Source organism: Acetomicrobium sp. UBA5826 (assembly GCF_002433005.1).
In the GTDB taxonomy this organism is placed as follows: domain Bacteria; phylum Synergistota; class Synergistia; order Synergistales; family Acetomicrobiaceae; genus Acetomicrobium.
Map to the genome: position 1 here is coordinate 55,162 of NZ_DJHF01000018.1, position 20,532 is coordinate 75,693.

At 48.7% G+C, this 20,532-nt stretch carries 20 protein-coding genes and 1 other annotated feature; of the genes, 1 reads left to right on the forward strand and 19 read right to left on the reverse strand.

Features of this window, described 5'->3' with window-relative positions; all coding sequences use genetic code 11:
- Positions 1 to 17: 17 nt before the first annotated feature.
- From rnr to murJ, 8 genes are all read right to left on the reverse strand, one after another.
- On the reverse strand, positions 18 to 1,967 hold the full coding sequence (rnr, locus tag B3N34_RS06050) for a ribonuclease R (RefSeq protein ID WP_286975798.1): 1,950 nt from the start codon (positions 1,965 to 1,967) through the stop codon (positions 18 to 20).
- The gene (gene larB, locus B3N34_RS06055; protein WP_213697285.1) at positions 1,954 to 2,712 is read right to left on the reverse strand and encodes a nickel pincer cofactor biosynthesis protein LarB; all 759 of its coding nucleotides are present in this window, start codon (positions 2,710 to 2,712) and stop codon (positions 1,954 to 1,956) included. Before larB ends, rnr begins: the two co-directional genes overlap by 14 nt.
- A gap of 127 nt (positions 2,713 to 2,839) precedes the next feature.
- A complete protein-coding gene (gene groL, locus B3N34_RS06060) occupies positions 2,840 to 4,459 on the reverse strand; it encodes a chaperonin GroEL (protein ID WP_213697284.1) in 1,620 nt (539 codons plus the stop codon).
- A 49-nt stretch (positions 4,460 to 4,508) separates the two neighbouring features.
- Positions 4,509 to 4,799 carry a co-chaperone GroES gene (gene groES, locus B3N34_RS06065; protein ID WP_040348179.1) on the reverse strand — a complete coding sequence of 97 codons (291 nt, stop codon included), beginning with the start codon at positions 4,797 to 4,799 and terminating at the stop codon, positions 4,509 to 4,511.
- A gap of 195 nt (positions 4,800 to 4,994) precedes the next feature.
- Positions 4,995 to 5,981: a tRNA (adenosine(37)-N6)-threonylcarbamoyltransferase complex transferase subunit TsaD gene (gene tsaD / locus B3N34_RS06070; RefSeq protein WP_286975858.1), complete on the reverse strand. Its 987-nt coding sequence runs from the start codon at positions 5,979 to 5,981 to the stop codon at positions 4,995 to 4,997.
- Between the two features lie 202 nt (positions 5,982 to 6,183).
- On the reverse strand, positions 6,184 to 6,741 hold the full coding sequence (locus B3N34_RS06075; protein WP_286975803.1) for a hypothetical protein: 558 nt from the start codon (positions 6,739 to 6,741) through the stop codon (positions 6,184 to 6,186).
- Positions 6,738 to 7,619 (reverse strand): Hsp33 family molecular chaperone HslO, encoded by an 882-nt coding sequence (hslO, locus tag B3N34_RS06080; RefSeq protein ID WP_286975805.1) that lies wholly within the window; start codon positions 7,617 to 7,619, stop codon positions 6,738 to 6,740. Before hslO ends, B3N34_RS06075 begins: the two co-directional genes overlap by 4 nt.
- A 1-nt stretch (position 7,620) precedes the next feature.
- Entirely contained in the window at positions 7,621 to 9,168 is a 1,548-nt protein-coding gene (gene murJ, locus B3N34_RS06085) for a murein biosynthesis integral membrane protein MurJ (protein ID WP_286975807.1), read from the reverse strand.
- A 47-nt stretch (positions 9,169 to 9,215) separates the two neighbouring features.
- On the opposite strand from murJ, the gene B3N34_RS06090 reads away from it, so the two are divergent.
- Positions 9,216 to 9,674, forward strand: coding sequence for a hydrogenase maturation protease (locus tag B3N34_RS06090; RefSeq protein WP_286975810.1), 459 nt, complete (start codon positions 9,216 to 9,218; stop codon positions 9,672 to 9,674).
- Here B3N34_RS06090 and lptB read toward each other — a convergent pair.
- The 11 genes from lptB to B3N34_RS06145 form a co-directional block, all read right to left on the reverse strand.
- On the reverse strand, positions 9,664 to 10,389 hold the full coding sequence (gene lptB / locus B3N34_RS06095; RefSeq protein WP_213697281.1) for an LPS export ABC transporter ATP-binding protein: 726 nt from the start codon (positions 10,387 to 10,389) through the stop codon (positions 9,664 to 9,666). The genes B3N34_RS06090 and lptB overlap by 11 nt on opposite strands.
- 7 nt (positions 10,390 to 10,396) lie before the next feature.
- A complete protein-coding gene (locus tag B3N34_RS06100) occupies positions 10,397 to 11,251 on the reverse strand; it encodes an LptA/OstA family protein (protein ID WP_286975815.1) in 855 nt (284 codons plus the stop codon).
- A gap of 23 nt (positions 11,252 to 11,274) precedes the next feature.
- Positions 11,275 to 12,276: an aspartate-semialdehyde dehydrogenase gene (locus B3N34_RS06105; RefSeq protein WP_286975818.1), complete on the reverse strand. Its 1,002-nt coding sequence runs from the start codon at positions 12,274 to 12,276 to the stop codon at positions 11,275 to 11,277.
- Position 12,277: 1 nt separating this feature from the next.
- A complete protein-coding gene (locus tag B3N34_RS06110; protein ID WP_286975821.1) occupies positions 12,278 to 13,504 on the reverse strand; it encodes an aspartate kinase in 1,227 nt (408 codons plus the stop codon).
- Positions 13,486 to 14,442, reverse strand: coding sequence for a homoserine kinase (gene thrB, locus B3N34_RS06115; protein WP_286975822.1), 957 nt, complete (start codon positions 14,440 to 14,442; stop codon positions 13,486 to 13,488). Before thrB ends, B3N34_RS06110 begins: the two co-directional genes overlap by 19 nt.
- Positions 14,436 to 15,479: a threonine synthase gene (thrC, locus tag B3N34_RS06120; protein ID WP_286975824.1), complete on the reverse strand. Its 1,044-nt coding sequence runs from the start codon at positions 15,477 to 15,479 to the stop codon at positions 14,436 to 14,438. Before thrC ends, thrB begins: the two co-directional genes overlap by 7 nt.
- 50 nt (positions 15,480 to 15,529) lie before the next feature.
- Positions 15,530 to 15,758: a binding site (T-box leader), on the reverse strand.
- A 103-nt stretch (positions 15,759 to 15,861) separates the two neighbouring features.
- Positions 15,862 to 16,023, reverse strand: coding sequence for a rubredoxin (gene rd, locus B3N34_RS06125; protein WP_091459727.1), 162 nt, complete (start codon positions 16,021 to 16,023; stop codon positions 15,862 to 15,864).
- Between the two features lie 99 nt (positions 16,024 to 16,122).
- Positions 16,123 to 17,100, reverse strand: a complete 978-nt coding sequence (locus tag B3N34_RS06130; RefSeq protein WP_286975827.1) for an AIR synthase-related protein — start codon at positions 17,098 to 17,100, stop codon at positions 16,123 to 16,125.
- A gap of 20 nt (positions 17,101 to 17,120) precedes the next feature.
- Entirely contained in the window at positions 17,121 to 17,648 is a 528-nt protein-coding gene (locus B3N34_RS06135; protein ID WP_286975830.1) for an epoxyqueuosine reductase QueH, read from the reverse strand.
- A gap of 4 nt (positions 17,649 to 17,652) precedes the next feature.
- Positions 17,653 to 18,435: a tRNA (adenine-N1)-methyltransferase gene (locus B3N34_RS06140; protein WP_213697273.1), complete on the reverse strand. Its 783-nt coding sequence runs from the start codon at positions 18,433 to 18,435 to the stop codon at positions 17,653 to 17,655.
- A gap of 27 nt (positions 18,436 to 18,462) precedes the next feature.
- Positions 18,463 to 20,409 carry a transketolase gene (locus tag B3N34_RS06145; RefSeq protein ID WP_286975831.1) on the reverse strand — a complete coding sequence of 649 codons (1,947 nt, stop codon included), beginning with the start codon at positions 20,407 to 20,409 and terminating at the stop codon, positions 18,463 to 18,465.
- Positions 20,410 to 20,532 lie beyond the last annotated feature (123 nt).

Sequence of the window (20,532 nt, forward strand, 5' to 3'; positions counted from 1 at the left end):
CTTTCATCACTCTCCGCTTAAATCAATCGAAAACAGATCCTATTGGCGCTTCTGTCGACCTCTACCAATTGCACATCTACCATATCGCCTAAACGAAACACCATTCCCTTCGACCCCTTCAGACTAAAATCATCCTCGTCGTAGTAAAAATCGCCCCATGAATCCAGGCTTTCCGTTGACACAAACCCCTCTACTGTGTTATCCAGCTCGACAAAAATACCTCTATGTGTTATCCAGGATATTACACCCTTGAAGCATTCGCTAACTTTGTTTTCCATATATTCCACTATCTTCATTTTGACCGAAGTCTTTTCCAATTCATCGGCTTTCTCTTCCATAATGCTGGCATAGGAGGCAATGTCCTTCAGCTCCTCAAAGCTATAGGGCTCTTCGAGGGATCTTTCTTCTTTGATCAATTCGTGGACGATCCTATGCACAACCAGGTCGGGATATCTCCGTATAGGCGAAGTGAAATGCAAATAATATTTGAGAGCGAGACCGAAATGACCCAGACAAACTGGGTCGTAACGAGCTCGAGGCAAGGATCTCAACACCAAGGTGTGAACCAATCTTTTGAAAGGAAGGCCTTCCACACGCTTCAACAGGCGATTTATCGTCCTGTTAGACTGGTTGATCCTTTTAATCTCAATTCCCACCGACGCAAGGATCCGTCTAAGCTGTTCCAACTTTTCTCTGTCGGGCCTCTCGTGAACTCTGTATATCGCCTGAATATCGCTGTTAAATACATATTCGGCTATCACGCTATTTGCTAGGATCATAAAGTGTTCGACAATCCGATAGGAAAATATCCTCTCTACGACCCTTACGTCTACCGCCCTGCCCCCCTCGTCAAGCACCACCTTCGCTTCCGGAAAGTCAAACTCTACCATACCCTCTTTTTTCCGCCCGGAATACAGCTTCTTCGCGACTCGGGATAGCCTCTGCAGCACCCCGTCGATTTCTTCTCCAAAGGTGTTCCTGCCATCCAAAACCTCTTGAGCTTCCTCGTAGGTGAGGCGCTTGCGAACCCTTATCACGCTTGGAATGACTTTGTATCTCAAAAGCTCGCCCCGACGATTCAACACCATTTCCACGGTAAGACATAACCTGTCTTTTCCTTCTATCAAACTGCAAAGGTCCGACGAAAGTCTGGGCGGCAGCATCGGGATGGCTCTATCGACAAGATAGACGGAAAAGCTCCTTTGCCTTGCTTCAATGTCAATTTGACTTGCCGGCCTGACGTATTCCGACACATCGGCTATATGAACACCTACTAGCCAACCCTCTTCTACCTCCTCTATGGACAAGGCGTCGTCAAAATCCTTGGCATCCGACGGATCTATCGTAAGAGCGACCTTTTTTCTTAAATCTTTTCTCTCTCCCGGCGCACAGTAAAATGTAGAATGTTCGCTCAACCTTTCGGCCTCTTCAACTACTTCCCGCGGGAAATCGGCACTAATTTTATATTCTTCCATTAGGGCCAATATTCCCACCCTTGGATCTCCTTCGGATCCCAAAACTTTTACGACCCTTCCCACGCCGGGATTAGGAAAATAGGGATATCTTTCAATTGCGGCAACCGCTACCTGGTTCTCTTCGAATTCACCTTCGTCATCCAAAAGAAGGGTAAAATTATAGCGTCGATTTAATGGAATTAAGCGAAACTTATTTCCAATACGCCTAATTAAGCCAACGATTTCGGAAGTGCCCCTTGAAAGGACTTTTCTAATCTTTCCATAGGGTTTTCCTTTACCTCCATATACTACGACCTTTACTCTATCTCCGTGAATCGCGCCGTCCATATCGTCTTCGGCAATGTAAACGTCAGGGATGCCCATGGAGCTTACGAAACCAAACCCACGAGGATTGACCTCAAGCACTCCGACGACCAAGCGGCCTCGCGACCGCCTAGGCCTATATTCGATGTTTTTCTTATTCTTATTTTTACTCTTACTATCGCGCTTCATCTTTTGCCGCCACTAAGGCCGCAGCTATTCCTGCCCCGACGCCGTTATCAATATTTACCACTACCACGCCACCGCTGCACGCATTTAACATAGACAACAGCGCAGCAAAGCCCCCAAAGCTGGCACCGTAACCTACTGAGGTGGGAACCGCAATGACGAGAGTCGAGACCAACCCGGCAACTACACTCGGCAGGGCGCCTTCCATTCCTGCAACAACGACGATAGCACTCGACTTTCTTATCTCGGGAAGATAGGGAAAGAGTCGATGTATGCCTGCTACGCCTACATCGTAGAACCTTTTCACTTTACAACCCGCAAATTCGGCCACCCCCGCCGCCTCTTCGGCCACCGGCCGGTCGGAACTGCCGGCCGCGATAATTGCCACCTCCCCACGCCCTATCGGCGTTTCAAAGCGACAGAGAGCTAACCTCGAATCATCTCTGTATTCCATATTTGGGAGAAAGGATTTCAACATTTCGTATTTATCCTTTGTCATACGACTGAAGATCGCATTAGCCCTATGTTCCGATAGGCTTTTTGCTATCTTAATTAACTGTTCATCAGATTTTCCCGGGGTGTAAATAATTTCGCCTATCCCACGCCTTATGGATCGATGCCAATCTAGCTTCACATCGTCAAGGTCTTCATAGGGGAGAAAAGACAACTTTTCCACAACTTCATCTACATCCAATTCTCCTCGTTTTAAAGAATTTAGTAGCTCTCTCAAGCTGTTTTGCAAATCCATGAATGCTTACGCCTCTCTTTCCCGTACCATTTTCCCAATTATATTACAAAATCAAAAAGGCTGTGGTACACTGACCACAGCCTTTAGGTCAACAAATTTTGTATCTATCCTTGAAGGATTTATGCCCTTAGTCGTAATCTGGCATATCAGGCATCTTTGGGGTTTCTTTCTTCTCCGGCTTATCGGCCACGAGAACTTCAGTCGTGAGAACCATGGCAGCAATTGAACCGGCGTTCTGCAAAGCGCTTCTCGTAACCTTAAGAGGATCTATGATACCCTCTTCTATCATATCTACATATTCGCCAGTGGCAGCGTTGAGACCCTGTCCTTTCGGCAAGCTGCGCACCTTCTCCACGATTACGTCACCCTGGTAGCCAGCATTCTCGGCTATTAAGTGCAGAGGTTCCGAGAGGGCACGCAGTACTACTTGTGCGCCGATTTTCTCATCACCCTCAAGGTTTTCGATGAAGGATTCCAACGCCGGGATGCAGTTGATGAGAGCAACGCCGCCTCCAGCAACTATTCCTTCTTCTACGGCAGCCCTCGTCGCGCTTAAGGCATCCTCGATGCGATGTTTCAACTCTTTCTGTTCGGTCTCGGTAGCAGCGCCAACCTGTATGACAGCCACTCCACCGACCAATTTGGCGAGCCTCTCCTGAAGCTTTTCCTTGTCGTACTCTGAAGTTGCCTCTTCCAGCTCGGCTTTTATCTGTGCAGCACGTTTCCTTATGGCCTCACGGTCTCCGGCACCTTCTACTATGGTCGTCTCCTCTTTGGTTATGCGGACTTTCTTAGCGCGACCAAGCATGGAAAGATCTGCGTTTTCAAGCTTGATTCCCAGCTCTTCGCTTATTACCTGCCCGCCGGTAACTATAGCGATGTCCTGCAACATAGCCTTTCTTCTCTCGCCAAAGCCCGGGGCTTTCACGGCACAAACTTGCAAAATACCGCGGAGCTTGTTGACCACTAGCGTAGCCAGAGCTTCACCCTCTACGTCTTCTGATATGATCAAAAGAGGCTTCCCTGTCTGTACAACCTTTTCCAATACAGGCAAAAGGTCTTTCACATTGCTGATCTTCCCGTCGTTGATCAATATATAGGCATCCTCAAGGGTAGCCTCCATACGCTCGGGATCGGTGATCATGTAGGGGCTAATGTATCCCTTGTCGAATTGGAGACCTTCCACCATTTCCAAGGTGGTTCCGACGGACTGACTATCCTCTACGGTTATTACGCCATCCTCTCCAACCTTGGACATGGCTTCGGCTATCAATTCGCCAATGCCTTTGTCATTGGCGGAAATAGAAGCCACTTGGGCAATCTTGGCCCTGTCCTTTACAGGGATAGACATCTTCTTAAGCTCGTCTACGACTACATCGACCGCTTTCTCGATACCCTTTCGCATCAACATGCCATTTGAACCGGCCGCTACGTTTTTCATGCCATTGCGTATCATGGCCCTCGCAAGCACCGTAGCAGTGGTGGTTCCGTCACCGGCAACATCGTTGGTCTTGGAAGCCACTTCCTTGAGAAGCTGTGCTCCCATATTTTCAAAGGGTTCTTCCAGTTCGATCTCCTTAGCTATCGTAACGCCGTCGTTAGTTATCGTGGGCGATCCAAACTTCTTTTCCAAGACCACGTTTCTGCCCTTAGGTCCCAGGGTAACACCTACAGTATCCGCAACTTTATTAATTCCACGCTCCAAAGCTCTGCGTGCATCTTCATCAAACTTCAATACCTTGGGCATATTAGTTCCCTCCTTTACGACTTTAAGTTAATATTGCACCGTTGGACAACTACTTGTTTACTACAGCCAAAATATCGCGCTCGCTCAATATAAGGTACTCTTCGCCCTCTATTTTGACCTCGGTCCCAGCGTACTTGCTGAAGATTACCCTTTCGCCAACCTTCACTTCAAGGGGTAACTTTTGACCGTTTTCAAGCACTCTGCCGCTTCCCACGGCGACTACTTCTCCTTCTTGAGGCTTCTCCTTAGCGGTATCGGGTAGCACGATTCCACCTTTGGTCTTTTCTTCCTGACTTAGAACCTTGATTACTACACGATCTCCAAGTGGCTTGAGCTGCATTTTCATCCCTCCCTGCTGATATGAACGGTATCATGATCCTCTTTGTTAGCACTCAATCATGCTTAGTGCTAACAAGGCGATACTAATGTTAAGGTCCCCACGGCGAATAATACAAGTATGAATATTGGCGTTTATTCATTTTTATCGACGGCTATAAACAAATTACTGTTCTATTCTCGTTTTTTTGGGCTTTTTCTAGACCAATGATTTGGAGGGATCCGGCATGAATGACAAGGAGGCCCTCTCACCTCTTTTGTATGCGTTATAACCGGCAGCGGCAATCATAGCCCCATTGTCCGTGCAGAGTTCTATGGGCGGAAAGTAGGTCTTCCAGGGCACGCCTTTCATCTTCCTCCTCAGCTCGAGGTTTGCAGCAACGCCTCCGGATACGGCTACTTTACGAATGCCCGTCTTCCTCACAGCCAGCTCCACCTTGCACACTAAAGCTTCAGTAGCAGCGTGCTGGAAGGAGGCACAAAGATCCTCCAGTTTTAAATAGGGATTTCTCTTCGACGCCCATATCACTGCGGTCTTCAGGCCACTAAAACTGAATTCTATATCAGGACTATCCGCCATGGGCACCGGAAGGGCCACAGCCGCAGGATTTCCGCCCCTTGCCACCTTTTCTATGGCCGGTCCCCCAGGATAGCCAAGGCCCAAGAGGCGAGCGATTTTATCGAAGGCTTCTCCTATTGCATCGTCTCTCGTGGCCCCGAGCAATGCATAATCCCCAAAGGACCTCACCAAAATCAACTCGGTATGTCCGCCGGAGACTATGAGCGTTATAAAGGGAGGAAACAAATCGTCGTGGGCCAAATAATTTGCAAAAATATGTCCTTCTAGATGGTTAACCGTTATTAAGGGGACCTCCCAGACTTGAGCCAGAGCCTTTGCTGCGGTAGTTCCGATCAACAAAGATCCCATCAAACCGGGCCCGTCTGTAACCGCTATTAAATGAATCTCCCTCGACGGGTTTTTTATCTCACATTCCGTCAGAAGCCGCGAAAGCAGGGGCAAGAAGTTCTCGAGATGCTTGCGCGATGCTAGTTCGGGGACAACCCCTCCAAAAGCCTCGTGATCTTCGAGCTGGCTTGCCACAAGAAAACGGCGCAAATGCCTTGCGCCATCCAGAAGTGCTACGGATGTATCATCGCAGCTGGTCTCAATACCTAAAGTCAGCATCATCGATCACCTGCCGCATCCGTTACAGGAAGAACAACTCCCCCCGGAACAAGCAGCGGATCTTTTTTTTGGCGATTCTCCTTCCAGGTGAATTAAAACCTTTCCGCTACAATGAGGACATCTCTGGGCAAAATTGGCACTTTCAAACTCCTTGTTACAACTGGCACATCGATATTTATGCATTAAAAATCACCTTCCCTGATTATTTCGTTCTCTTTATCTTTTTGACATCAATTTCGATATGGTCTTCGTCGTAGGATATATTATATAACCCATCGGGTGACCGAGGAACGGTAAAGGCCATACTGTCTACGGTACCTGTAGGCAAAGCCCCTGAGGCAAAACGATTGAACCCGGTCAATATATCTTCTTTAGTCAAACAAACTCCGTTGACCGTTATCTTAAAGGGGTCGAAATCCCAGGGCTTATAGACCTCGTATCGGAGCACGAACAGTTCTTTGCCCTCGGTCTCGGGACTTCCGAAATGACCGAGATGCCACTTAAGCCAATCGGGAGTTTTCCCCGAAGAAATGGAGGCCTTGACGAGCACATCATCAATGTAAAGAAAATCCAACCTCGCCCTTGCTCCCAAAATAAGGTCCCCAAGCATTTCGCCCTCCAGGAATATGGTTCCTGTCCGTTCCGCAGACAGAGATTCAAGCTTGTCCTGAGAGCCTTGGGCCACTTCGACAAAGGAGAGGGCTCCGAGGACAAGCAAAAAAAATGCAAATAAGGGCAGGAAGGTTCTTCTCAATTTCATTCACCGCCTTTTAATTTCTTTATTTCATCCCTAGAAAAGCTATATACTGTATTGCAAAAATGACATCTTACCTCTATAACATCATTCGCCTCTTCCCCCTCCGAGGTGGAGAGCAACAGGGCTTCGGCCAGCTTCCTCGAACATCGACAACCGAATTTGAAGGTCAAGCTATCGAGCCATTTTTTATCGACGCCATCGAAAATAGTATCCAATATATCCCTTGGAGATTGAGAACTTTCCGCCAACCTGCTTACAGAGCCATGCCTTTTGAGTAATTCTTCCAACATTTCTGCCAAGGCCTCGTCTGCACCGGGCATCAGCTGGACCATGACGCCACCTGCAGATATAACACCCAAACTAGGCCTTTGCAGAACACCAAGCATTACAGCAGTGGGCATCTGTTCCGATTTTACGTAATAATAGGCAATATCTTCGGCAATTTCGCCCGATATCAAGGGCACTCTTGAAACCACAGGTTCCCTTAGGCCGACATCCTTTATTACAGTTAAATAGCCCCTCTTTCCTACTCCGGCGCTTACATCCCATTTGCCCTCTTCCGAGAGGGGCAGCTCCACCCATGGTTTGCTCACGTAACCCCTGACCGATCCAGCTCTTTCCGCATCGGCCACTATTTCACCCAGGGGGCCGTCTCCCTCTATCTTCAGTGTAACTCTGGCCCTTTCGCCCTTTTCCTGGGCCGCCATCATCATAGAAGCCATCACCAGTCTGCCTAAGGCAGCCGTCGCCACAAAGGACAGGTTGTGAATCTGACGCAACAGCTCCACCAGTCCCGTTGCCTCTACAGCTATCGCACGAGCATCTCCCTTTCCAAGCAAACATATGTGTAAAACAGCTTTCCCGGCATCGCTTTCAGGCATTTTACCTTCTCCTTTTAAATGATCGCTCAATCCACTTCCACTCCTGCAATCCGCACGCTAAGGTCGTAAGGCCATAGACAGACATGCCCGCTACGCCTGCGCCAATTAACCATAAAACCTTAAAAATTGTACCCCACTCCGTCCGATAGGGTATGAGAAATTTATAGGATAAAGTTATTACAATCAAGATAACGGCCGAAAGACATAATTTTGCCAACCACTTCCAGTTAAATATCTTAAGATTCATCTCCGTCGCTTTGGAAAGATAATACATACCTATAAAAGCTCCACTGGTAAAGGCGCAGGCCACCCCCAACGCAATGCCGCGATAAGATAGCAACTTCATTGTCGAAGCGCTCACCAAAAGATTTATAATTACCGTAGAGGCGGTAACGATTAAAGCCCCCGTGGGCAATCCATAAGCGTACAGGGCACGGAGGGTAACATTAGTCAAAGCCATGCCCAACATTCCCAAGGAATAGATGGCCAGTGATTGGCTTGTAGCTCGCCAAGCCCAATCGTCAAAGGCTCCCCTGTAAAAGACGCAGTTGACGGCCTCAGATGAAAATATCACTGCCAAGACGGATATGGGCAAGATGAGGAAAAAGGAAAATTTAAGGGAGTCGCCAAAGATCTCTGCGAATTCCCCTTTATCGGAAGAAGCCTTTGAAAGGGTGGGCAATACGGCCTGAGATATCGCTATAACGAACAATCCCAGAGGAAGCTGCAAAAGCCTGTCGGCATAATTCAGCACGGATATGGAGCCCGCTTCCAAAAAAGATCCCATCACCCTGCTGATGATGGGATGCAGCTGATTAAAGGAAAGCCCCGCTACGTAAGGAAAAAACAGTCGAGTCATCGTCCTTAGCTCATCGTCACCACGATCGATCTTTACGGGATAAAGGACGAAACCCTTCTTGGTACTCCAAATCCATTGTACCAAAAACTGAAAAAAGCCGCCGGCCAAAACGGCTATAGGAAGGGCCGAAATGCCATGCTTTCCGTGGAAAATTAGGGTGATGCAGATGAAGACGACGTTGCTGACAGCCGGAGCTATGGCGGGAACAAAAAAAGAACCGAGACTGTTAAGAACACCCATCACTAATGCAGACAGGGAAATTATAAGCAGGAAAGGGAAAAGCCTTCTGGTGAAAGATATGGCCAACAGGCTTTCCTGCCCTGAAAAACCGGGTGCAATCAGAAAAACCAAGAAAGGTGCGAGGATCATGCCCAACAAAACCACAAGGCTCCCTGCTATAATCAACAATGTAAGGGCTTGACGCCCTAATTCTTTTGCCCTTTCCTCTCCCTGTCGGTTTAGGACTCTGGAAAAGATGGGTACAAAGGTGGCAGATAATGCCCCCTCCGCCAGAAGCTGTCTCGCCAGGTTGGCTAAAGTATAGGCCACCAGGAAGGCGTCCAGTTGTCTTGAGGCGCCGAAAAATGCAGCTATGATGGTTTCCCGAACCAGACCCAATATTCGACTGGCAAAAGTTCCGATGGTCATAATCATAGAATGTCGTATAATTGTATCAATTGCTTTGGCCAACCTTATCCTCCTAACTTTGCCCAAATCTTTTGGTGATGGTGGTTTCTGTGAAGACAAAGACTCATGTTTGGGGAATTGGAAACAGCATATTGGGAGATGACGGTGTCGGTATTTATGTCGCCAAGATGCTAAAAAGGCTGTCTCCTCAGGGCTTTGAAATCGTAATATGCGAAAGCGTCCCCGAGAACTTCGCCCCACTGCTGAAAAGAAAGAAACCGAAACATCTAGTCATCGTCGACGCAGCACAGATGAACTTGCCTCCTGGATGCATACGAAGGATTCCCCTCGATGAGTCGATGGGGCCCTCCGAAACGACTCATGGAATATCCATTTTATCTTTGCTAAATTACTATGACTTGAGCTGTCTAGTAACTACGATAGGAATACAACCGAAAACCTTAGGCTTCTCCACCGAACTTTCCGCTCCGCTACGCAAAGCTGCAAAACAAGTTGCCAAAATCATCCTCAGGTCCAAGTACGACGAAATACCCTTTCTTACCAGCTAAATCGCTCTCCAAGATAGTATTTTCTTGCTATGTCGCTCCTTGCCACCATATCAGGAGGGCCTTCTACCAGAATTTGTCCTTCGTGAATCAAACAGGTCCTGTCGGTAATGGCCAGTGTCTCGCGGACATTATGATCCGTGAGGATTATCCCATATCCTCTTCGCCTCAAACCCACGATGAGCTGTTGAATATCATAAACGGCAATGGGATCGATACCGCTGAAGGGCTCGTCAAGCATCAAAAAATCCGGCTCTATTGCCAACGTCCTGGCAATTTCCACCCTTCTTCTCTCGCCACCGCTTAAAGATTGTCCCCTCACATCTACGATCTTTTCCAGACCAAATTCTTTTGTGAGACGGGATACCCTTTCTTCGACTTCTTCCACCCCTAAACCCTGCTCCTCCAACACCAGGCGGAGGTTTTCTTCAACTGTCAAAGATCTGAAGACCGAGGGTTCCTGGGGCAAATAGCCCAAACCCAACCTGGCACGGTTATGCATGGGAAGAGATGTAATCTCAACATCATCGAGATAAACTTCCCCTCCATCGGGATAAAGCAAGCCGACGATCATGTAAAAGGAAGTAGTCTTGCCAGCTCCGTTCGGCCCCAGGAGACCGACTATCTCTCCTCTTCTGACCTGAAAGGAAACGCCCGATACCACCTTTCTCTGTTTGAAGGATTTTTCTAATTTAACAACAGAAAGCAAGTCGGCCATATCAGGCTTATTCCTCCTTGACTTCCACTGTAACTTTAGGCCTGCCCAAGGCCTCTATGTGCTTGTCGTCCACGTGATAAATTATATTTTCCGCCTCTATAGTCCTTCCCTCCTGGACTGCTCTGGCATCGCCTGTAACCTCTAAAACCCCTTTACTTTTTATATAGCGGGCCCTTTGACCTGTTATGTGAGTCTTTTCTCCCTCTTTGGGTTCGTGGTCTATCACTACGCTTCCGCTCGCTAGCAGTTCCTCTATCATCTCGTCCTTTATTTTCCCCGTAACCTCAAGGGCACTCACGCGAAGGCCGCGCCCCCTGTCGACAAAGCGGCGGACCTTATCAGCCTTGAAATTCTCCCCTTCTCTTACCACCTTTTCCGCCACTATGGTCATTTCACCGAATTGGGCATCGACATCTCCCGTAGCGCTGTAATAAATCTTCTCACCCTGCAGCCATTCAAGCTCATTTGAGCGTATGTCGTCTTCCTTGCCGCGCACCAGATGGCTGTTGCCGACAGAGCGCAACAAAGTCCCCCCCTCGGTTTTGCTTATCTGCAGCTCAATGCAGGTCAATGTCGCCTCTTGAGAAGGCCAAGAAGCGACGACCTGGTCCCAAAACCTGAATTCCTCTGTATTTATAAACCCTTCTGCAAAGGGAGCCTTTACTATCAGGTCTTCTCTGGTAACTTCCACGTTTCCCTTGGCAGTCACCTTGCCCGTGCCGGGATCGTAATAAAGCTCGTCGGAAAGCAATATAATTTCCGTTGTAGCCCCCTTTTCCTCTCCCAAACAAAGATGAGGATCGGAAAAGAGCATTAAGGAAAGAAAAATCACAAGAAGGCCTAAAGCCTTGTTCGCCCTCATTTTGCTCCTCCTAGGACATGTCTTTATTTTAAAGCCTCCAAATCGGAGATAAGAAGTTCGGCTATCTGCACCGCGTTTAACGCTGCTCCCTTTCTTAAATTATCGGATACGACCCACATGGACAAGGCCCTGGGCAATCCCATATCATACCTCAAACGACCTACATAGACAAAATCGCTTTCCGCAGCCTGCAAGGGAGTTATGTATTTATTTTCCGACATTACCACAACGCCGGAAGCATCGGAGAGCAAGGCGTATGCCTCCTCGAGCGTCACCTGATCCTCAAATTGTGCCACGATGGCCTCGGAATGTCCACGCCTTACGGGCACCCTCACTGTAGTACAACTAACCTGCAATCTATGATGGTGCAATATCTTTCTTGACTCGTTCAACATTTTCCACTCTTCTTCGGAAACGCCCGTCTCGTCTATATCTCCAATGTGAGGCAAGACGTTAAATCCTATGGGTAAAGGATAAACATGGGGTTCAAAGGTGTTTCCCTTCAAAATTGAAGAGATGCTATCGTCGAGCTCTGCCAGGGCTTCCTTTCCTGTCCCCGATACCGATTGAAAAGTAACGGCCGAAAAATACTCAAGACGAAACCTCCTGTGAAGAGGAGCCAGGGCTACAAGAGCTTGGATGGTGGCACAGTTAGGATTGGCTATTATTCCTCTGTGCTGCCTTATGTCTTGGGGATTTACCTCAGGGACAATGAGAGGAACCCCGGGATCCATTCTCCATGCGGAGCTGTTGTCTATCACAACGGCACCCTTAGAAACGGCTATGGGAGCCCACTTTTTGGATGCATCGGCTCCGGCCGAAAAAAGCGCTATTTCCACTCCTTCAAAAACATCCTGTGACACTTCTTTTACCTCAAATTGGTTTCCGCGAAACTCGACGACCCTGCCGGCCGACTTGCTGGAGGCCAGCGGTATAAATTCCGTAACCGGAAAATTTCTGTCCTCCAGAGTCTTTATCATCTCTTGTCCTACCAGACCTGTTGCTCCCAAAATTGCTATCCTCATTTTACTTTTCTCCTTCCAAGAAATGTCTGTGCAAAGCAGATACAGCCCTATCAATCATCGACGAAGAAATTACACAGGTTATCGAGTTGGAAGTGGATGAAATCATATCTATATTAATGCCCTCCCCGGATAAAACCGAAAACATCTCGGCAGGTATTTCCGGATGAACGGATAACCCTACCCCGACTATGGACACCCTTCCAACCTCAGCATCGTAGGTAACCCCCTGAGCATCGATCTCGCGGGCATAATCTCCGCATACTTCGATGGCCTCTCCCAAGAGCGTCTCCTTGACCAGAAAAGCGATATCGTTAACGTCTCCCCGCATAACGCTTTGTATTATCATCTCCACTCCGACTCCCCTATCTGCCAGTTTGCTGAACAAACCAGCAGCTATTCCGGGGACGTCGGGAACTCCCAGCACAGCTATTTTAGCAATATTTTTATCATGAACAACAGCTTTTATAGCAAGACCTTCCTTAATTGTTTTTTCTTTCACCCACGTTCCCTCCCCTTCCAATATGCTGGAACTCACATAAATGGGCATGTCGTATAAAGACGCGAATTCAACGCTTCTTGCCTGAAGGACCTTCGCGCCGAGGGCTGCCATTTCTATGCACTCCTCGTAGGAAACGTTCGTTAATTTCCTGGCAGTTGAAACAATTTTCGGATCCGCCGTGTAAACCCCGTCAACATCTGTATATATATGGCAAAAGCTGCTCTCCAGGGCAACTGCCAAAGCCACAGCAGACAGATCTGAACCGCCCCTTCCCAAGGTCACAAAATCTCCGGCTTCGTTAATCCCCTGAAAGCCCGTTACGACCGCTACATCTCCCTCTCCTTCCAGCCAGGAAAGCACCCTCTCAGGATTTACGTCAGCAATCCTGCCTTCCATATGGTAGCCCGTCGCCGAGATACCGGCTTGAGCGCCATTGAAGGACTTTACCCTGAAGCCAAGCTCCTCTATGGCCATCGCCAACAATGCAGCGCTCTGCTGTTCGCCCGTGACGAGAAGCTGATCCAATTCCCTGCCGTTTAAGACATTGGAAGTTCTTTGGGCGAGATCTATTAACCCATCCGTTGTCTTGCCCATGGCCGAAACGACAACCGCGACCTTAAAGCCTTGATCCAAGTAGTCGTTTTTAACTCGAACCGCCACATTACGGATCCTGTCGACGGTGGCCAGGGAACTTCCGCCAAATTTCAACACTACGAAAGGGCAGGACATTTATCTGCCTCCATAGAGATGTTCGTTTCAGAGGTTTTGATCCTGGCTCCCTCCTGATCGACATCCAAAACGAAAAAGCGAGATCTCAAGCCCTTCTCTGTGAAGACGGAGCACATTTCCTTCGCCGTTCGCGTAGGATTTCCCCTAACAAAGGCCAAGACACTCGGACCGGAGCCGCTTATGGCGGCGCCAAGGCATCCCGGAGCGGATTTGACGCGTTCCAGTATCTCATCTCCTCCCGGAAAAAGCTTGGCCCTATAGGGCTGGTGAAGCTTGTCCTCCATAGCCCATGGCAAGTTTTCCAATTTTCCCGTCATCCATGAAGCTGCAAAGAGGGCAGCCCTGCTCAAGTTGAATACGGCATCCTGAAGGGAGACGTTCTGGGGCAACACCTCTCGGGCCTGCTTGGTGTCCACCGTCACATCGGGCACAGCTACGACCACTTTTACCTTCTCCCTGAAGGGCGGTAATTGCACGAATTTCACATCTTTACCATCCCAAGAGCTTATCACGAAACCGCCAATACAGGAGGGAACAACATTGTCGGGATGCCCCTCCAGCTCAACCATGATGGGAAGGAGTTTCTCTTTTGGCAAATTGATCTTGCCTATTACATTCGCCAACATGACGCCTCCCACCACCGCTGAGGCAGAGCTTCCAAGCCCCCTTGCGAGGGGAATAGCGTTATAAGATCTGAGCTTAAGCCCGACAAGAGGAACATCGAATCTCTTCATGGCAGCTTCGTAAGACCTGATCAGCAGATTGCTCTCGGGCGATGCCAGCCCCTTTCCGCCTTCTCCAACAGTATCTATGTCATATCTTTTCGGCGGCAATAATCCAAACAATTGATATTTATTATACAAAGACAGGGCAACGCCGAAGGAGTCGAAGCCCGACCCTATGTTTGCACTTGACGCCGGCACTATGACGGTCAACACGAAAGGATCGCCTCCCTTAAAACATCATATTTTGCCTCTATCTCTCTGGGCGAGGACGTTACTCGATCTACAATTTGAGGATCTTTCAGGCCATTGCCCGTCAAAACCATGACAACCCTGATGTTCTTGGGCAATTTTCCCTCTTTTTTCAATTTATAAAGACCGGCCAGCGTGGCACAAGATGCAGGCTCGGCAAAAATACCCTCTTTCCGGGCAAGCTCTTTCTGGGCATTTAAGATCTCCTCGTCTGAAACGGATAAAAACATACCGTTGCTGTTTCTAGCGGCAGCTAAAGCTTTTTTTGCATTGACGGGATTGCCGATCCGTATCGCCGTCGCTATTGTCTCAGGTTCGGGAACGGGAAAGCCCTTCACAAGGGGAGCAGCTCCCTGGGCTTGTATGCCCACCATTTTCGGTATCGATCCGATCAAACCTTTTTTCATATACTGAAAGAAACCCGTCCAGTAGGCAGTGATGTTGCCCGCATTGCCGACGGGCAAGACGCACCAGTCGGGGGCACCGATTTCATCGCAAACTTCCCAGGCGCCGCTTCTTTGTCCCCACAATCTGTAGGGATTTACGGAGTTGACTATCTTTAAGCCCAAATTATCGGCAATCTTGCGGACCATCTCGAGGGCTACATCGAAATTTCCCCGCAAGGCCAAAACGTTGGCACCATATATCAACGCCTGGGCGAGCTTGCCTTTTGCCACTTTGCCGGAAGGAAGGATCACGTGGCATTTTATCCCCGCCTTGGCCGCATATGCCGCTGCCGACGCCGAGGTATTGCCTGTCGAAGCACATATGATGCCCGACGAGCCCTCTTCTACCGCCTTGGAAACGGCCAACACCATGCCCCGATCCTTAAAAGAGCCCGTGGGATTTAATCCTTCAAATTTAGCGTAAAGCTCTATTTCTAGTTTCGCTCCCAAATTACAAAGCTCGACCAGGGGCGTATCTCCCTCTCCTATGGATAGAAGGGGCGTATTTGGGGTAAGGGGAAAAAACTCGGCATATCTTTTCAATAAGCAAACCATGTGGACTCTCCATCCTCCCGTAAAATTATCAAACCCCCCTCAAGCCTCCGCTTGGAGGCGAGAGGAGGGCTCTCGCGGTTCCACTCCAATTTCCGAAAGACACCTTTCGGATCTCTCTCCGCTTTAAGGGGCGGACCCCGCCACCTTATCCGACGAGCATCGGCTTCGATGGCCGCTCGGGGGTGGTCTTCACCCGCCCACGAACGGAAGTCTTTCACCCTTGGACTTCCTCTCTGGAGTTCGTCGAAACGGACTACTCTTCCCCCTCATCGCAAAGATCTTCGATATTGTTATTGTTGGTCTTTATAATACCTTTTTCCCGATATGTCAAGCGAATATTTTTCAAACTGATAGAATAAACAGCATCTGCATCATATTCGTTTTATTCCGCCGGTTCGAACATATCCTTTCCTACTCCACAGACGGGACATACCCAATCGTCTGGCAAATCGTCAAATGCAGTACCAGGAGAAATTCCCGAATCCGGATCGCCCTGGGCTGGATCGTAAACATAACCGCAAACCGTACAAACGTATTTCATGATTTTCCCTCCTTATATAAAAATGAAGCTTGTAAATATTATAAACTAACGGAGACACTAAAGCCATCGGACAATTTTACGGCAAATATCTATAGTATCTATTCAAAGACTTAACATTCGCCAGAGCTCTTCCTTCGCCATAAAATCGTGGGCACCCAAGCCCTCGTACTCAAAAGATCCCACTACAGAGCAACAAATTCCGGCCTTCCTCAAGCGCTCCTCTGCTATTTCGACTTTATCGGGCGAAAGGACGGCCAAAAGCACCCCCGAGGAAATCAAATAGAGGGGATCAAAACCCAAGGCAAGGGATACCTTTTTTGTAATGGGGTGCAACGGGAAGGCATCAGTATTCAACTTTACCTTGAGAGAGGTCAACGAAACTATTTCCGATATTCCGCCCATGACTCCCCCCTCGGTAGGATCGTGCATAAAAGCCGCAAGATCCCTCAACAACCTCGCCTCAGGAAGGACCGACAGCATTGAAACCCATCCCTTCGCTTCTTCAATCTCGGACGGAGAAAGGAGGTCGGTAAGCAAATCCTCCCTGTCGTTTGCCAGGATCGTCATTCCCTCCAAGCCAACGTGTTTTGTTAAGAGCAGGACATCTCCCGGCCTTATCGAGCTTGCTCTCAATACCCTATAACCTATACCAAGCATGGTGCCGACCATAATGGGATGTTCGTAACGATCAGAAAACTCCGTATGTCCGCCTATAACGGCTACTCCAATTTTTTTTGCCTCTTCGTTTACTTCTTTCATAAGAGAAGTTGCATCGTCTAAAGTCATTGTAGCGGGCAAAATTAAAACAACCAACATATAAGCCGGATCACCGCCCTTGGAGGCTATATCGTTGGCATTTACGTTCACCAACAGATTGCCAGCCCCCTTCACGGCACCGACTATTGGATCGGAGGTGGCCATCAAAAAAGCGCCGGCAGGCCACCCTACGACCGCCGCGTCCTCGCCAATTTGAGGTCCTACCAGCACCTCATCTCTATGTAATCCCCGCAAACCTTTCAAAAGGGGTTGCAGTAAATGAGGAGGGACCTTTCCTACCGATATTGAAAAGCCTTTGGTCAACGCACACTCACCTCCCGATGCTATATGCTATATACGCAACCGCAATAACGTTGTCTGTATAATCCCATTTCTTTACTTTTTGCGACGGATTCGACGAACCCTCCGCCCTTCCTCCAAATGCGATCTATCCATTGAAGGCCCACCCTTAGAGACATGCTCCTCCCAATTGCATTGATCAACTCGGGATCCTTATGGGGGCTTATCGTAAGGGTCGTGGCACAGGCATCGCACTTCAAGTCTTTAGCCAAAAATACGGCAGCCTCGATCTGTAAACCGTAACACAACAGACACCTTCTGCCGCCTTCGGGCTCTTTCGCCAGACTTCTGGTACCCCACAGCCAACGATTCGGGTCGTAGGGTGGAGCTACTAGGGTAACACGAAAAAATTCGGCCAATTGCCTTGCGGCGCAAAGACGTCTTTCGTACTCCTCTTGGGGGTGTATGTTATGTCCGTAAAAGAAACAAATAACCTCATTGCCTTCGCAAAGCAATATGTCCAGAGGTACGGTGCCGTCTGGGGCACAGCAAAGTTGCAACAAAATTCTCATTTCATTAGACACCGCCATCGAAATCAGTCACAGATGTCGCAAAAATGAGATACCCCGTATGTCCTATCATTCGATCTTCCGGCCTTATCCTGTTTGGATCAGTCTTAAGGTTCCTGTGAAATATCTCGATTACTTCGACATCGATGAAACCCTTTTCTTGCAAAGCCCTCAAAAACCTCTCTATTTGGTTGAAGGTGGGAAGTAAAGCCCCCATCCTGCGACCCAGGGCGAGAGCGTTTCTTGCCTGGTTAAGATAATTCCATGGATCGGGTAAATCCAGGAAAAGGGCATCCACATTGACTTCATCAAAACCTTCCGATATGTTTCTTGTCTTGAATTCTACCCTGTGGTCAACTTTCCATCTCTTACAGTTTCGGCGTGCCAGCTCAACAAATTCACCACGCTCGTCGTAGGAGTAGACTCGACCTTCGTCCCCGACGAAATGTGCGAAGACAGTGGTCATCCCTCCCGAACCTGTCCCGCACTCCAAGACTCTTGCACCCGGCTTTACATCCAGCTGAAGCAATATATAGCCCGCTTCCTTGGGGAAAACTATCTGGGTGCTGCGCTTTATCCTTCGCAAATACTCCCCCAATGAGGGTTTGGTAATGTAGAAGAGATTTCCGTTGTGCGATCTGACCCTGCCCCCAAAACCGGCTCGCATAACGTCCTCGTGTAAGATAACGCCCAATCGCGTTTCAAGCTTTCCCCCCTCTTCAAGGGAAATCAAAAATGTGTCCTTCTTTTCGGCAGAGGAAAGAAAAACTAGACTTCCGCTATCGATCATCGGCGTCACACCTGCCAAAAAACAGCATTACTTTTCAAGCTCTTTGAGGACACACTCGGCCAAGGCTTTCGAGGACAAGCCCATGGCTTCAAAGACTTCGTCAAATGGTCCGGAATCGCCGTATCGCCAAACGCCCAAGGGCTTAACCCTGCAGTGCAGCCCCAAGCTCTGCACCTTAGAGACGATTTCCCGGCCTAATCCTGTCTCTGCGTGATGGTCTTCGAATGTGAATATGGGTCCCAATTCAGCCGCTTCCTCAATAGCCTTTTCGTCTATCGACAACGGGCAGGAAACCCCATAAACCCTCAGGGAAAGACCATGCTTCTCGAGCAATTCTCTGGCCTGAACCGCTCTATATACCATATGCCCCATAGCAAAAACGGATGCGTGACGACCATCCCTTATCAGGTCTATGGCGCCATATCTGAAGACATAGTTCTCTCCATAAAAGGGAGTGTCCTCCCCTTCCCTGGTAAGGATGGGTACTTTGCTCCTGCCCATGGCAACGCATATGTTCCCCGCTTCGGAAAGAGCCCACCTCGTTATCCTGTCGGTCTGATTCGGATCGATGGGGACTGTCAGCTTCCATCCGAAAAGGTTGCGCAACAACCCGCAATAATCTATGCATTGATGAGTCATCCCGTCTTCACCAACATCCAAACCCACATGCGTCAAAAAGAGCTTCAAATTAGTTTTATTGATGTCGTTCAAGCGCTGTTGATTATATACTTCGGTAAGACCAAAGACCCCGAAGTCAGCCCAAAGGGCAATGACACCCCCGCAAGAGGCCGCTCCGGAAACCGTTGCAGTGGCATGTTCTTGAATGCCGGTTTCCACGAACCATTGGGGACACTTATTTGCAAATTCGTCCACTTTCACAGATGAGGCCAGGTCGCAGTCGAAGACAAGTATTGGTGTCGAAGAAGAACCCTCTTTGTAATTAAGTTCGCCAATATTCGCCAAAGCCTTTCCAAAGGCACTCCTGTTATCCGTCTTGGTCTCCCGGGAATAAGTAAAGGGATGTCCTGTTCGTATGGGAGGAGCACTAACAGAAACCCTTCGACCTTCCGGCAAGGGGCCTCTTCGCGCCCTTAAGGCCTCTTCCAAAATCGATGGATCCTCCCCCAGCTCTTCCATGGCCCTAAGATATTGTTCTTTATTAAGTGCTTTGCCATGATAATCGGGAATCCCCTCCATAAAGGATACACCCTTGCCCATCACCGTATTGCAGAAGACGACGCTTGGCCCATCGTCCTCGTAAGCTTTTTTCAAAGCGCTATAGATATCAGATGGATCGTGCCCATCGCACTCGTAAACCTGCCAACCGTCGATTTCCCAAAGTCTTTTGTATTGAACGGGCATAACATCCTCAACGAAACCGCTAATTTGAATGTGATTGAAATCTACCAGGGCCGTTACGTTGTCTAAACCCTCCTTTGCCGCTATCCTGCGAGCCTCGGATACCTGCCCCTTCGTCTGCTCGCCATCGCCCATCAGTACGAAGATGTGTCCTTCCCCTCTTCTCTTTTTCTGAGCTAAAGCGTAGCCGACTCCTGCCGCAAGGCCCTGGCCTAAATTCCCGCTTCCCCAGTCTATGCCGGGGACAGATCTTTCCACATGACCTTGAAAGGGACTGCCGGTCCTGCGAAAGTTGCCCAAAAGTTCCAAAGGATCGAAAAAGCCCAGATAGGCAAGAGCAGAATAGGCTGCCGGTGCCGTATGGCCATGACTAATCACGACATAATCTCTATCTGTTTCCTCTACCTTTTCTCTTCTGAGGTTCGAAATGGCATAGGTCACCAGATACATCTCCATGCTCGACATGGAGCCGCCCGGGTGACCGCTATTGGCCGCCGTGGTCATCGTCAGGACCCAACCACGACACTTTTTTGCAGCGATGAGAAAGGCCTCTGTATCGACTTTGTCTAATTTATCTTTAGGAAAATGCGCTAATGCAAGAAGTGTGTCCCTCATTTGGTTACCTCCGATAAACAAGAAATTATTAAGTTTCACTTAACGCATACCTTATACCAGCTACCCGAACTTATTGCAACTGCATCGTTGCTCCTGACGAAGATGACTAATCGTGCACAAAAA

Coding starts and splice junctions, on each gene's coding strand:
- rnr (WP_286975798.1), bottom strand. CDS start 1,967: ATGAAGCGCGATAGTAAGAGTAAAAATAAGAATAAGAAAAACATCGAA.
- larB (WP_213697285.1), bottom strand. CDS start 2,712: ATGGATTTGCAAAACAGCTTGAGAGAGCTACTAAATTCTTTAAAACGA.
- groL (WP_213697284.1), bottom strand. CDS start 4,459: ATGCCCAAGGTATTGAAGTTTGATGAAGATGCACGCAGAGCTTTGGAG.
- groES (WP_040348179.1), bottom strand. CDS start 4,799: ATGCAGCTCAAGCCACTTGGAGATCGTGTAGTAATCAAGGTTCTAAGT.
- tsaD (WP_286975858.1), bottom strand. CDS start 5,981: ATGCTGACTTTAGGTATTGAGACCAGCTGCGATGATACATCCGTAGCA.
- B3N34_RS06075 (WP_286975803.1), bottom strand. CDS start 6,741: ATGAAATTGAGAAGAACCTTCCTGCCCTTATTTGCATTTTTTTTGCTT.
- hslO (WP_286975805.1), bottom strand. CDS start 7,619: ATGCCTGAAAGCGATGCCGGGAAAGCTGTTTTACACATATGTTTGCTT.
- lptB (WP_213697281.1), bottom strand. CDS start 10,389: ATGGCCGACTTGCTTTCTGTTGTTAAATTAGAAAAATCCTTCAAACAG.
- B3N34_RS06100 (WP_286975815.1), bottom strand. CDS start 11,251: ATGAGGGCGAACAAGGCTTTAGGCCTTCTTGTGATTTTTCTTTCCTTA.
- B3N34_RS06105 (WP_286975818.1), bottom strand. CDS start 12,276: ATGAGGATAGCAATTTTGGGAGCAACAGGTCTGGTAGGACAAGAGATG.
- B3N34_RS06110 (WP_286975821.1), bottom strand. CDS start 13,504: ATGTCCTGCCCTTTCGTAGTGTTGAAATTTGGCGGAAGTTCCCTGGCC.
- thrC (WP_286975824.1), bottom strand. CDS start 15,479: ATGGTTTGCTTATTGAAAAGATATGCCGAGTTTTTTCCCCTTACCCCA.
- B3N34_RS06135 (WP_286975830.1), bottom strand. CDS start 17,648: ATGAGAATTTTGTTGCAACTTTGCTGTGCCCCAGACGGCACCGTACCT.
- B3N34_RS06140 (WP_213697273.1), bottom strand. CDS start 18,435: ATGATCGATAGCGGAAGTCTAGTTTTTCTTTCCTCTGCCGAAAAGAAG.
- B3N34_RS06145 (WP_286975831.1), bottom strand. CDS start 20,409: ATGAGGGACACACTTCTTGCATTAGCGCATTTTCCTAAAGATAAATTA.